We start from the raw sequence: 12,403 nt of genomic DNA, 5'->3' as shown, positions 1-12,403 counted from the left end.
CATTCCTCCTATGCTAGTGCAAAAAAAATAGCTGCATCGTTGGATAACGTATTTGTAATTTTTCAGTCACCTTGCTGATAAGTGCAAAACTTTACATTTACGTATAGAGAATAGGCGTTGAAGGAACTATGAAATTGCGTCCGCATAGAAAGTTAACTGCACCCTTGAACATACAAAAGTCCTTACTAGTTGTAGGCTTGAGTTGTATGTTCTTAATGGCAGACACCAGTTTTGCCGCAGTTTCGTCTTCTCAGACGCTGACCATGGATCAGGCACTGGAATCGGCCTTTGCTAACAATCCCGATTTGGCGGCAGCACAATGGGAAATTGGTATCAGCCAAGGAGATCGAAAACAAGCGGGTTTGATTCCCAACCCCGAGCTTTCTTGGGAAGCTGAAGATACCCGACGGAGCTCGCGCACTACGACGGTAATGATCAACCAACCGATTGAGCTTGGCGGCAAGCGCGGAGCTAGGATAGACGTTGCCAGTCGAGCCCAAGACGCGGCTAGTATTGAATTGGAGCGTAAACGCAATATTCTACGTGCAGAAGTCATCCAGGCCTTTTCTAGCGCCTCGACGGCCCAGCAGAGATTGCTCTTATCGCGTCAATCCCTTGTGCTTGCCGAGCGCGGTGTTCGTGTTGCTCAAGGACGGATTAATAGTGGTAAATCATCCCCCATCGAAGGTACACGAGCAGAGGTACAGTTATCTGAAGTGCGCCTAGAACTGCGGCGTGCTGAGCGCGACGAAGCAAATGCCTATCAGCAGCTTGCGCGCGTAATGGGCGCACCGTTGCCTTCGTTTAAATCCGTCGGTGAGTCAGACCGGCCAATGCCCAACGTTCCGGAACCGTCACTGCTGCTCAACCGCATCGGTGAAACTGCCGAATTACGATTGGCAAAACTACAAATTGATCAGCGTGAAGCTTCTCTTGATCTGGAGAAGTCTCAGCGTGTTCCAGATCTCACCGTAAGTGTGGGCAGTCAATACGATGAACGAGAACGCGAGCGTGTGAACGTTGTGGGGCTGTCGATGCCCATTCCGTTGTTCAATCGTAATCAAGGCAATGTACTGGCAGCAGCCCGCCGAGCCGATCAGGCCCGCGACCTTCGCAATTCAAGCGAGTTACGCCTGCGTACAGAAATTCAGATCGCTCTGGATCAGTGGATGACGGCGAACACCGAAGTTACCTCTTTCAATCAAACCATCCTGCCTGCCGCCCAAAATGCCGTCGACACCGCGACCCGAGGTTTCGAAATGGGCAAGTTCAACTTCCTGGATGTGCTCGATGCACAGCGCACGTTGATCAGCGCACGTAACCAATACATCCAGGCCATTGCAGAGGCAACAGACGCCTGGGTGCGCATTGAGCGAGTTTTCGGTGATGTCACTCAGTTAACTCGTTCCCAGTGAATTTCATATAACGCTTTTGTACCGCTGCTCAGCACTGCATTTGTCACGCTAATTCGTGACTGCCCGATTGAGCTGCGTAGGGAGTTTCCATGGATAAAAAACAAATTTTTGTTATCGCGCTGACCCTGACGGTGGGCATGGGAATCGGCTCATTCTGGGTTGGTAACACGTCTGCACCGTCCGCCGAAGCTCAGCCTCATGAGGAGCATGGCCACGATGATGACGCCAACAAGGATGCTGGTGGGTCAACAGCTGTAGGCGAACATGCCGAGGGCGAAGAGGAAGAAGGTCACCTGACACTTAGCGAGGAGCAGATTAGCGCGGCTGGCATACAGTTGGCCGAAGCAAAGGCACAAAGCATCAGCCTGTCATTGCCCTTCCCCGGAGAAGTCCGGTTCGATGACGACCGGACTTCCCATGTCGTGCCCCGAGTGCCTGGCGTCGTCGAGTCGGTACATGTCAATCTTGGCCAGCCGGTGAAAAAAGGCCAGCTACTAGCCGTTATCGCCAGCCAGCAAATTTCTGATCAGCGTAGTGAGCAAGCCGCAGCGCAACGTCGTCTGGAGTTGGCGCGTACCACCTACGAGCGTGAGCGACAGTTATGGCAAGACAAAATCTCTGCCGAACAAGATTTCCTTCAAGCCCGTCAGGCTCTGCAAGAAGCTGAAATCGCCCTCAGCAATGCCCGTCAAAAAATCAGCGTACTTAGTGGAAGCTCGGTAGCCAGCGGCGGCAACCGGTATGAGCTGCGTGCGCCGTTCGATGGCGTCGTGGTTGAGAAACACTTGGGCCTTGGTGAGGTTGTCAGCGAAACCACCAATGCCTTCACTCTTTCGGACTTGTCCCGTGTGTGGGTAACTTTTGGCGTCTCCCCCAAGGATTTGAACAAGGTGCTGGTGGGCAAGTCCGTTACCGTCAATGCCCCAGAGTTGAGTGCCGAAGTTACGGGCACCGTGGCCTACGTAGGAAGTTTGTTGGGCGAGCAGACCCGTACCGCCACGGTCCGCGTGACCCTACCCAATCCGAAAGGCGCCTGGCGTCCCGGACTGTTCGTTACCGTGCTGGTAGATACCGATACCCGGCAGACGAAAGTCGCGGTGCCAGAAGTGGCGATCCAGACGGTCGAGGATAAACCTACAGTTTTCGTTCGAACTGATGACGGATTTAAGGCGCAGCCGGTGGAAATAGGCAGTCGTGCGGCGGGTCTGGTTGAGATCACAGAGGGCCTGGAGCCCGGTGTTCAAGTCGCTGCTGCCGGCAGCTTCATTCTGAAGTCAGAGCTGGGTAAAGCCTCGGCTGAACACTCCCACTGATCCGCCATTTCCACGAGAAGGTTCTTATGTTCGAACGCCTGATCCAATTTGCAATCGAGCAACGCATCATCGTGCTGCTCGCGGTTCTTCTCATGGCTGGCCTCGGCATCGCCAGCTATCAGAAACTTCCGATCGACGCAGTACCCGACATTACAAACGTCCAGGTGCAGATCAACACGGGTGCCGCAGGTTTCTCGCCACTGGAGACAGAACAGCGAATCACTTTCCCCATCGAAACCGCCATGGCCGGCTTGCCAGCTCTTGAGCAAACGCGTTCGCTCTCACGCTCAGGTCTGTCGCAAGTCACCGTGATATTCAAGGAAGGCACCGACCTGTTCTTCGCCCGGCAATTGGTCAATGAGCGACTGCAGGTTGCCAAGGAGCAATTACCCGAGGGCGTGGAAGCGGTCATGGGGCCGATCTCTACCGGCCTGGGTGAAATTTTCCTATGGACAGTTGAGGCAAAAGAAGGCGCCGTTAAAGAGGATGGCAGCCCTTACACCCCGACCGACTTGAGGGTGATCCAGGATTGGATTATTAAACCTCAGTTGCGCAACGTTCCCGGCGTCGCCGAAATCAACACCATTGGTGGTTTCGCCAAAGAATATCAAATTGCTCCCGATCCAAAACGCCTGGCGGCATACAAGCTGACTCTGACTGATCTTGTGACGGCGCTGGAACGGAATAATGCCAACGTCGGTGCCGGATACATCGAACGCAGTGGTGAACAACTCCTCATTCGTGCCCCCGGGCAGGTGGCAACCACCGACGACGTTGCCAACATCGTGATGGCTAATGTCGATGGCACGCCAATCCGCATCAAGAATGTGGCAACAGTTGATATCGGCCGTGAGCTGCGCACGGGTGCGGCTACCGAAAACGGTCGTGAAGTCGTGCTTGGCACTGTGTTCATGTTGATCGGTGAAAATAGCCGAACCGTCTCTCAGGCCGTTGCCGCCAAACTGGAGCAAGTCAATCGGTCACTACCTGAGGGGGTGGTGGCGGTCACGGTATACGACCGTACCAATCTCGTGGACAAGGCGATTGCCACGGTCAAAAAGAACCTGATTGAAGGTGCGATCCTGGTCATCGCAATTCTGTTCCTGTTCTTGGGCAACATTCGCGCCGCATTGATCACTGCCATGGTTATTCCTTTGGCCATGCTGTTCACATTCACCGGTATGTTCACCAACAAAGTCAGCGCCAACCTGATGAGTCTCGGCGCGTTGGACTTCGGCATCATTGTTGACGGAGCGGTGGTGATTGTCGAAAACGCGATCCGGCGCTTGGCTCATGCACAACAGCACCATGGACGTATCCTCACACGTTCCGAACGGATGCATGAAGTGTTTGCAGCGGCAAAGGAAGCGCGCCGCCCACTGATTTTCGGTCAGTTGATCATCATGGTCGTGTATCTCCCGATTTTTGCCCTGACCGGTGTTGAAGGGAAAATGTTCCACCCCATGGCGTTTACAGTCGTAATCGCCCTGCTGGGCGCCATGCTGCTGTCCGTTACCTTTGTTCCTGCGGCGATTGCCATGTTCGTAACTGGCAAGGTCAAGGAAGAAGAGAACGTGATCATGCGTGGCGCGCGTCGGATGTATGCACCTGCGCTGGATTGGGTCATGAAGCACCGATCAGTGGCCTTTGCCATGGCACTAGGCCTCATTGCAGTGTGCGGGGTTGTCGCCAGTCGAATGGGAAGTGAGTTTGTACCGAGCCTCAGCGAAGGGGATTTTGCCCTGCAAGCACTACGCGTGCCGGGCACCAGTCTGACGCAATCGGTAGAAATGCAGCAGCGTTTGGAAAAGCTAGTGCTGGCAAAAGTGCCTGAAGTCGAACGAGTTTTTGCTCGTACCGGTACCGCAGAGATTGCCTCCGATCCAATGCCGCCGAATATCTCTGACAGCTATGTGATGCTTAAGCCTAAGGATCAATGGCCTGATCCGAACAAATCCCGGGATGAGTTAGTCGCGGATATTCAAAAGGCTACGGCCGCGATGCCCGGCAGCAACTATGAGCTTTCGCAGCCTATTCAATTGCGTTTCAACGAGCTTATATCAGGCGTGCGCAGTGACGTAGCCGTTAAGGTCTTCGGTGATGACATGGCAGTGCTTAACAGCACAGCTGCGAAAATCGCTGCCTCTATGCAGAAGGTCGAAGGAGCTTCAGAGGTCAAAGTCGAGCAGACCACAGGGCTACCAGTACTTACCATTAACATCGACCGTGACAAGGCCGCGCGTTATGGCCTGAATGTTGGCGATGTACAGGACACCATAGCGGTAGCGGTTGGTGGTCGCCAAGCGGGTACGATGTATGAAGGAGACCGTCGTTTCGATATGGTTGTGCGTTTATCCGATGCCATGCGCAAGGACATTGAAGGGTTGTCTACGTTGCTGATTCCAGTACCGGCGCTGGTCAATGGCAATGCAGAACAGATTGGTTTTATTGCCCTCTCAGAAGTGGCAACTCTCGATCTGGTGCTTGGGCCGAACCAGGTCAGTCGCGAAAATGGTAAGCGTCTGGTAATCGTAAGCGCTAACGTGCGAGGTCGGGATATAGGCTCTTTTGTTCAAGAGGCCAGCAGCGCTATTGATCGAGAGGTACAGGTGCCGGCTGGTTATTGGACTAACTGGGGTGGGCAATTTGAGCAACTCCAGTCGGCTGCGAAACGTCTCCAAATCGTTGTCCCGGTGGCCCTGCTCCTTGTATTTGCCCTGCTTTTCATGATGTTCAACAATCTCAAGGACGGCCTCCTGGTATTCACCGGTATTCCATTCGCGTTGACTGGAGGGGTCATGGCTTTGTGGCTACGTGACATCCCGCTATCGATCTCGGCGGGTGTTGGTTTCATTGCTTTGTCGGGGGTTGCGGTGCTGAACGGTTTGGTGATGATAGCGTTCATTCGCAATCTTCGAGAGCGGGGGTATTCGTTAAATTCTGCTATCAATGAAGGAGCCCTCACGCGGCTTCGTCCGGTATTGATGACAGCTTTGGTGGCTTCCCTCGGCTTTATACCTATGGCTCTGGCCACTGGCACCGGGGCAGAGGTTCAACGACCACTGGCCACCGTTGTGATTGGGGGCATCCTGTCCTCGACTGCATTAACGCTGTTAATACTGCCTGCGCTCTATCAATGGGTGCACCGCCACGATGAAGATGAACCCGCAGAAGGGAGAATAACAACCCAATAGTTCTTTTGGTTTTGAGCCCGCTGCGGTTGTTCATCAGCGGGTTTTTTATACCAGGAACGATTACGAATATGTAATCTGAGCGCCACCGTGATGATAGGTTCGCATTGATACCCTAATAGCGTTATCTATATGAGGTGTCAGAATGAAACTTACTAAAATCTTTGCTGTTGCGGGCGCTTTGGCCCTTTCTTCATTCGCTATGGCGGAAGGCGGTGGAGACAGAACATTCGAGAAGATGATGGCGGCAAAAGATCTGGCAATGGAGAAGTATGTGGCGAAACAAGGAAAAAATGCCTCAGTGGTGTCAAGTGACGAAAAGAATGAGAAGGCTAAGTAAGCGTAGCCATGCAGTTTGGAATCAGCCCGCCCCTAGGCTCCTAGTGGCGGGTTTTTTTTGCCGGTTTGATTACATACTTGTAATTTTAGCGCCACCCGGTCGCAATCATTAGCCTGATATTATCTTGACTGTATTAGTTGAGGTGCTGAATATGAAATCTATCAACATTTTAGCTTTGTTCGGAGTTTTAGCTGTCTCGTCAAGCGTGTTTGCAGAGGGGGGAGGAGATAAGGCTTTCGAAAAAATGATGGCTGCCAACACCAAAGCTATGGAGAAGTACGCAGTCAGCCAAGGAAAAAGCGCGCCGGTACCGAAGCGATATGAATATGGAATGAAGGTGGATGTGGTAAAGGTGATCAGTGTGGTGCGGCCTGCGAAAATCTGCGCAGTAGTGCCGGCCGCAATGACTTATGAAGACTCCGTAGGGCAACTAAACACGATCACTTACACTGTAGCTGGAGACTGCCGTAGGCGAGGCGGTTAATACCTGCGCTGTCATATGACAATTAAACGCGCGACCCGCTTCGTTAGTCAAAGGTGTCGGGCGTTTTTGTTTGTTCGAGTTCTGAAAGGCAAAAAAAGACGCCCCGAAGGGCGTCTCAAAATTCACCTTACCAAAGGAGCAAAGGAGCTTCCAAAGGTGAATGGATATGACAACTGAACAGCATTGAGTTTGGATTTTCACAATCTAGCTACTCATCCATAGAACCCCAGCCAGATGCGCTAGCTAAGATTCTATCAACTCACGATAAGTATAAAAAACATAACCTAACGTGAAGATGATTGAAAAATGACATTTCTGTAACTTTTCGAAGGACGGGACGCTCGCACAGCGAGTCATCCCGTTCGATGTCACATGACAGCTAATGGATACTCAACAATCACACGTACTTCATCAAGGTCAGATTCAAACGCTGTAGCACGAGTGTTTGCTTGGCGCAGGCGGAAAGACATGTCCTTCAAAGATCCGGTCTGAACGACATATTTCACCTCAATATCGCGTTCCCAGCGTTTCTGATCGGTCAGCGGATTTCCCTCTGCATCCCGTCGCATGTAGGTTCCATTAGCGTTGGAGTAATCGGCATCGGTGCCACGGGCGTAACGTGTCATAAACGACAGTCCTGGCACGCCATATGTCGTCATATCCAAGTCGTATCGGACCATCCATGAACGCTCTTTAGGCGAGTTGAAATCGCTGTATTGGATTGAGTTGTCGAGAAAAATGGAATCCGATTGGCGGAGGTAGTCGAAGTCGTCGTTACCATTGTTTCGTTGGTGAGACAATGCGACAGAGTGTGCGCCATACTTCACGCCGACTTTAGCACTCCAAATATTATTGTTGAATTCACCTAGCAATTTTTTGCCTTCGTCGACGGCTTTGTAGTAGTTCAAGCCGCCGAATACGGAGAGTTCATCCGAAAGCGAATAGTTTAATCCCGTGCCGGCATAATATTGATTCCAGGCGTCTTTAAGGCGGCTGGAGTAGAGGCTAACGATCACATTCTTGTTCAGATTGTAGTCACCGCCAAAGTAGCCGACCCACGGTGAATTAACAGGTCCGGCATAAAATGTCGCGAAATTGTCGCGCATATTGCTGGAAGTTGGCTGGCTCATAGCGTGAAGGCGGCCCGCCTGAACAGTCAATCCGTCAAAGCTGGTGTTTGTCGCCGTTACGCCTGTGAAACTTTCTGGTAGAAGTCTGGAGTCACCAGCGGCAACGACTGGGTTAGATGGGAATACGTCGCCGACCTTTACTACCGTGTCAAAGGCGCGAATTTTTGCTGCACCTCCAATTTTAGTATATTCGTCTCTAGCCTGCCCATCACTATTGACCGGTAGTACATCGAACGAACTACGGCCACCATTACGCCCGTCACCTGTGTCGAGTTTCAATCCGATCATGGCGAACGCGTCAACACCGACACCCACAGTGCCCTGAGTAAACCCGGACTCGAATTTACTAATGATGGCATGTGCCCAGGCCTCGGAGTAACCGTTGCCCGTTGCACTCGATTGGCCGTTGCGATGATCACGATTGAAGTAATAGTTTCGGTTGAGAACAGTAAGGCTGCTGCCTTCCACAAATCCTTCGGCCTTTTCTTCCGCAAATACCGTGGAAGGGCCAGAACTGACAACGATCGCCAACGCGGCCATCGAAAATTTCGTGTTGTTATTCATACATCACTCCTTAGGTTCGGCAGAACTAGAAAGCTCTTCGGCTGGAATTATTGTTTACAGAAAGCAGGATGTGCCTCCCGCATCGTCGCCGAGTTGTATCGTTGCAATCTGGAGATAACGTGGACATGATCAGAAAATTACAATTTTGTAATGTATCTCTGCTTTTTAGATTGGCTTTATTTGGGGCGTGTCAGCTGATGTGCAGATCTTGTTTGCTACGTTACAGTTCATGAGAGCCTTATGATCCGCAGCTCAAGCGGGGTATTCACACGCGATCTGCGCTCAGATCGTATCCGTCCAACGAAACGCTTTTTTTGACACAACTGCGGAGCTAATAGTGTCCACCGAGCCAATACGTGGGTAGCTGTATTCGCGGTGAGGGGGAGGCTGTTGGTAATTCAGAATGGCTTACGCTTACTGCGTAGATGAGAGTGACACGAATCATGGCTTGCCAGCGGCTATCGACGAATACTGTCCGAGTGACATTTATCTACTAGAAACGAAATGGTCTAAGGTTATCCATGGCTGGGAACGGCTCAAAAACCTTACTCAGCCCGTGCCTAAGCTCCATTCTTACAGCTATGGCTGATAATTTGGACGGCCGGGAGAGAGCGACTGATGCGTTGGTCAAGTGGCGTGTAATACGGCTGCTTTGCTTTTCTCGAATCGTGGGGGAAAAATCGGACGAGCACGAGTCGACGCCATACAAACGGTGCGAGTAGCGGACGAAATGAAGGTTTTATTACGGGGCAGTCAATGATCACGTGCATTACGACCACGCGGGCTTCCAGACCTGGGCTTTGGTGGGGAATCGCAGCTGCATTGGCGTTGCTCGATCAGGGGCTCAAGTTCACTATCGAGCACCTCTATGACCTGGGCTCCTCGGTCGCCGTAAGCTCATTCTTCAACATAGTGCATGCCCGTAATACTGGCGCCGCGTTCAGCTTCTTGGCTGACGCCGGAGGCTGGCAGCGTTCCTTTTTTGTTGTTATTGCGCTGACCGTAGCATTGACGCTCATCGCGGTACTTCGACGAGAACGTCCCTGGAGCGAAGCCTTGGGCTATTGTCTCGTCTTGGGTGGCGCCGTGGGAAATCTCATCGACCGGTCTGTCCGAGGCTTTGTCGTGGACTATCTGGATTTTCACTATCAAGGCTGGCACTGGCCAGCGTTCAATGTCGCGGATATCGCCATCGTTGGCGGGGTATCGCTTTTATTGATCTCGAGCGTGAAAAGCCCAGCGCCCTCAAGTAAGCGCTGACGATGGAGCGCCACCTTCCAATTGATTCCGTCAGGTGGTCTGGTCGCGCGTGGCTAACGACTGGGCTGGCGGTCTTCGCTGGCCGTGCTGGTCATCAGGATTGGCATCACCATCAGGCTCATCAGATAACGATAGGTCTGGACGCGCCCATAACAGTTGAGTGCCTGCAAAGTCAGCACACCGAGTTTGCAGTGTTTATTCCTGCCGGAGTTCGGCATCGAATCAGCGGAGCCTTCATTGTTTCAATCTACTTGGATGTTTTGGCAGAAGAGGCCCAAGCTCTGCCGAAAAGCATGTGGCCGACTTTAATCGAGATCGCTCCGGCTGAAGCCGCAGAAATTGCGAACTCCCTGACGGGAGGCACGGGAGACACTCGGTCCGCAGTGCGAAAAGCTCTACAGATAGGTGATGTACTTCCAGTCGAAGATCAGCGCCTGGCAGTAGTCAGTACGGCCATTTACCAGGGCAAGGTGCGACGCGAAGAGTTGGCCGCGTTGGTCCACCTGTCCCCAACTCGATTCTCGCATTGGTTCGTGGAGCAGACGGGTTTGCCGCTGCGTAGCTATGCGAAGTGGCTAAGGCTGACCCAGGCAGTTCGGTATCTGGCGTGCGGGCAACCTATTACCGCTGCCGCTCACGAGTCAGGATTCTCCGACTCTGCCCACTTCTCCAGAACCTTTCGCTCGCTGTTGGGTATAGATCCTTCATCGGCGCTCGCCGAGGTGAACCTGCGCGAAGCGAGTGTCGCGCCAGCTTTGCGGCCTTAGCTACAGGCCGCTTGCCGATTCGAATAGTTAAGCTTTCAGCGCCAGGATTCGACGTGCGCCGTTCAGCACGATCAGACCAACGACCGTACCAATCACGAAGTCTGGGTACGAAGACCCTGTCCACGCGACCAATGCCCCCGCAGCGATTACGCCTACGTTCGCAATCACATCGTTGGCTGAGAAAATCCAACTCGCTTTCATGTGGGCGCCACCTTCGCGGTGGCGATAGATCAGCCACAGGCAAGTAACGTTCGCCACCAGCGCGGCGGCGCCTATCCCCATCATCAACATTGACTCAGGTTCGCTGCCATAGAGAAAGCGTCGAGCAACTTCAAAAAGCACACCCAAGGCTAAAATGATCTGAAACATACCCGCCAAATGCGCCGCACGTACCTGCATCCCGGCGCTGCGACCGACTGCATAGAGAGCCAGCCCGTAGACGGCCGCATCAGCAAACATGTCCAGCGAGTCGGCAATCAGCCCAGTCGATTGAGCAATGAGGCCAGCACCCATTTCTGCGACAAACATCGCGCCGTTGATGCCTAGCAAGATTTTTAGAGTGCCGGCTTCCTTTGAAGCATTCAGCTCTTCACTGGCACTGTTAGCCGATATGGACTCAGGGCTGACTGGCTGCGTACCCAGGAGCGTTGCTCCCAAGCCAAGTGACTCCAACTTGATAGCAATCTGATCTACAGGCCCTTCGTGAAATACACTTACCTGTCTACCGGATAGATCAAAAGATAATGAAGCAATCTCGTGCAAGCCCTTCAGTGCGAGTCTGATCATCCTTTCTTCGGAAGGACAGTCCATTTTTGGCACCGAAAACTTACTGATCCAAGTTCTTTCATTCAATGGTTTTGCTGCTGCTTCTGGGCCTGTCGAAGCCGGGCCGCAGCCACAGGATTTGTCACAAGAACTCATGGACCGCTCCTCCTAATGCCTTCAGTCCTTTCGATTACAAACCTTCTAGCCGCTATAAGGTCAAGCGGGAATGCTGATTCCTCGATTGTAGCTCTTTCATTCAATTCAAACGCCGGCCTCTAACATATCGTCTTCGCTTCCTACAGGAGGTGAGAGATGATTGTTATTTTCCGATACGCCATACGCTGGATGAGCTATCCGCTCATATTTGGTGGCAGCGCTGCCTTCATGATCTGGGCGCTATACACCGGCATTCCGCCATGGCCGACTACACTCATCATCGCCATGGTGAGCGTGTTCGCGATCGCCGGATTGGAAAAATTCCAACCTTTTCGTAGGTCTTGGCTCGAAGATCATCAAGACACCACCACCGACGCATTGCATATGCTGGTCAACCTCTCCGTCATTCAGTTCACTGCTGAAGTCCTGGCCAAGCTTGGCGATGCGGTGCCGGCATCAGTTCGTCTTTTTCCCAGCGAGAGTCCCCTCTGGTTACAGCTGGTTCTGGTCGCAACCGTCCTCGATTTAAGCCTGTATGTCATGCATCGCATCAGCCATCGGGTGCATTGGCTGTGGCGTATGCACATGATTCATCACAGCGCAGATAGACTGTATTGGATGAATGGGGAGCGCAGACATCCTCTACATGCGGCGCTAATGGCCGGACCGGGATTAGTAATTCTGCTCGCATCAGGCGCGCCGTCGGCGGTTGTCGCAACTTGGTTCAGCATCTTGACCGTTCACTTGGCCTTCCAGCATTCAAACCTCGATTACTCGCTGGGTTGGCTACGCAACGTGATGGCAGTCGCGGAGACACATCGCTGGCACCATAAGCGGGAGTTCGAGGATGCCCAGGTAAACTTTGGGGAGTTCTTCCTTTTATGGGATCAGCTATTTGGAACCTTCTATGAGGGAGCGGACAAGCTCGGTGATGCCCAAGTAGGTCTCCAAGAGCGGGACTATCCGACTGGGTATCGAGCGCAACTGATCGCACCGTTTCGGCGCTAGCTTTGGAAAC

11 protein-coding genes are annotated in these 12,403 nt (G+C 52.6%); 8 read left to right on the top strand and 3 right to left on the bottom strand.

Features of this window, described 5'->3' with window-relative positions:
• Positions 1 to 206: 206 nt before the first annotated feature.
• From QMX86_RS01155 to QMX86_RS01135, 5 genes are all read left to right on the top strand, one after another.
• Positions 207 to 1,415, top strand: coding sequence for a TolC family protein (locus QMX86_RS01155; RefSeq protein ID WP_024014899.1), 1,209 nt, complete (start codon positions 207 to 209; stop codon positions 1,413 to 1,415).
• 89 nt (positions 1,416 to 1,504) lie between these two features.
• Positions 1,505 to 2,728 (top strand): efflux RND transporter periplasmic adaptor subunit, encoded by a 1,224-nt coding sequence (locus tag QMX86_RS01150; protein WP_151552794.1) that lies wholly within the window; start codon positions 1,505 to 1,507, stop codon positions 2,726 to 2,728.
• Positions 2,729 to 2,754: 26 nt separating this feature from the next.
• A complete protein-coding gene (locus tag QMX86_RS01145; RefSeq protein WP_151552795.1) occupies positions 2,755 to 5,922 on the top strand; it encodes a CusA/CzcA family heavy metal efflux RND transporter in 3,168 nt (1,055 codons plus the stop codon).
• A gap of 142 nt (positions 5,923 to 6,064) precedes the next feature.
• Positions 6,065 to 6,259 (top strand): co-regulatory protein PtrA N-terminal domain-containing protein, encoded by a 195-nt coding sequence (locus tag QMX86_RS01140; protein WP_024014896.1) that lies wholly within the window; start codon positions 6,065 to 6,067, stop codon positions 6,257 to 6,259.
• Positions 6,260 to 6,410: 151 nt separating this feature from the next.
• Positions 6,411 to 6,743, top strand: a complete 333-nt coding sequence (locus tag QMX86_RS01135) for a DUF2790 domain-containing protein (RefSeq protein WP_024014895.1) — start codon at positions 6,411 to 6,413, stop codon at positions 6,741 to 6,743.
• A gap of 368 nt (positions 6,744 to 7,111) precedes the next feature.
• On the opposite strand, the gene QMX86_RS01130 is transcribed toward QMX86_RS01135, so the two are convergent.
• On the bottom strand, positions 7,112 to 8,437 hold the full coding sequence (locus QMX86_RS01130) for an OprD family porin (protein ID WP_024014894.1): 1,326 nt from the start codon (positions 8,435 to 8,437) through the stop codon (positions 7,112 to 7,114).
• 756 nt (positions 8,438 to 9,193) lie between these two features.
• Between QMX86_RS01130 and lspA the strand changes: the two genes are divergently transcribed.
• Positions 9,194 to 9,697, top strand: coding sequence for a signal peptidase II (gene lspA, locus QMX86_RS01125; RefSeq protein WP_151550844.1), 504 nt, complete (start codon positions 9,194 to 9,196; stop codon positions 9,695 to 9,697).
• Positions 9,698 to 9,750: 53 nt separating this feature from the next.
• On the opposite strand, the gene QMX86_RS01120 is transcribed toward lspA, so the two are convergent.
• Positions 9,751 to 9,915 (bottom strand): hypothetical protein, encoded by a 165-nt coding sequence (locus QMX86_RS01120; protein WP_256675392.1) that lies wholly within the window; start codon positions 9,913 to 9,915, stop codon positions 9,751 to 9,753.
• Between the two features lie 252 nt (positions 9,916 to 10,167).
• On the opposite strand from QMX86_RS01120, the gene QMX86_RS01115 reads away from it, so the two are divergent.
• Positions 10,168 to 10,464 carry a helix-turn-helix transcriptional regulator gene (locus QMX86_RS01115; RefSeq protein WP_282381799.1) on the top strand — a complete coding sequence of 99 codons (297 nt, stop codon included), beginning with the start codon at positions 10,168 to 10,170 and terminating at the stop codon, positions 10,462 to 10,464.
• Positions 10,465 to 10,491: 27 nt separating this feature from the next.
• On the opposite strand, the gene QMX86_RS01110 is transcribed toward QMX86_RS01115, so the two are convergent.
• Positions 10,492 to 11,385 (bottom strand): cation transporter, encoded by an 894-nt coding sequence (locus QMX86_RS01110; RefSeq protein WP_178116898.1) that lies wholly within the window; start codon positions 11,383 to 11,385, stop codon positions 10,492 to 10,494.
• Positions 11,386 to 11,541: 156 nt separating this feature from the next.
• Between QMX86_RS01110 and QMX86_RS01105 the strand changes: the two genes are divergently transcribed.
• Positions 11,542 to 12,393, top strand: a complete 852-nt coding sequence (locus tag QMX86_RS01105) for a sterol desaturase family protein (protein WP_151550846.1) — start codon at positions 11,542 to 11,544, stop codon at positions 12,391 to 12,393.
• The last annotated feature ends 10 nt before the right edge of the window (positions 12,394 to 12,403 follow it).

This window comes from Pseudomonas sp. PS01270 (genome assembly GCF_029959775.1).
GTDB lineage: Bacteria > Pseudomonadota > Gammaproteobacteria > Pseudomonadales > Pseudomonadaceae > Aquipseudomonas > Aquipseudomonas atacamensis.
Note: the sequence above shows the minus strand (reverse complement) of the source record. Positions and strands in the feature narration are given on the sequence as shown.

Bases quoted from the DNA above. Each gene is read 5' to 3' on its own strand.
- QMX86_RS01140 (WP_024014896.1), top strand. From the start codon at position 6,065: ATGAAACTTACTAAAATCTTTGCTGTTGCGGGCGCTTTGGCCCTTTCT.
- lspA (WP_151550844.1), top strand. From the start codon at position 9,194: ATGATCACGTGCATTACGACCACGCGGGCTTCCAGACCTGGGCTTTGG.
- QMX86_RS01120 (WP_256675392.1), bottom strand. From the start codon at position 9,915: ATGCCGAACTCCGGCAGGAATAAACACTGCAAACTCGGTGTGCTGACT.
- QMX86_RS01150 (WP_151552794.1), top strand. From the start codon at position 1,505: ATGGATAAAAAACAAATTTTTGTTATCGCGCTGACCCTGACGGTGGGC.
- QMX86_RS01105 (WP_151550846.1), top strand. From the start codon at position 11,542: ATGATTGTTATTTTCCGATACGCCATACGCTGGATGAGCTATCCGCTC.
- QMX86_RS01130 (WP_024014894.1), bottom strand. From the start codon at position 8,437: ATGAATAACAACACGAAATTTTCGATGGCCGCGTTGGCGATCGTTGTC.
- QMX86_RS01155 (WP_024014899.1), top strand. From the start codon at position 207: ATGTTCTTAATGGCAGACACCAGTTTTGCCGCAGTTTCGTCTTCTCAG.
- QMX86_RS01110 (WP_178116898.1), bottom strand. From the start codon at position 11,385: ATGAGTTCTTGTGACAAATCCTGTGGCTGCGGCCCGGCTTCGACAGGC.
- QMX86_RS01145 (WP_151552795.1), top strand. From the start codon at position 2,755: ATGTTCGAACGCCTGATCCAATTTGCAATCGAGCAACGCATCATCGTG.
- QMX86_RS01135 (WP_024014895.1), top strand. From the start codon at position 6,411: ATGAAATCTATCAACATTTTAGCTTTGTTCGGAGTTTTAGCTGTCTCG.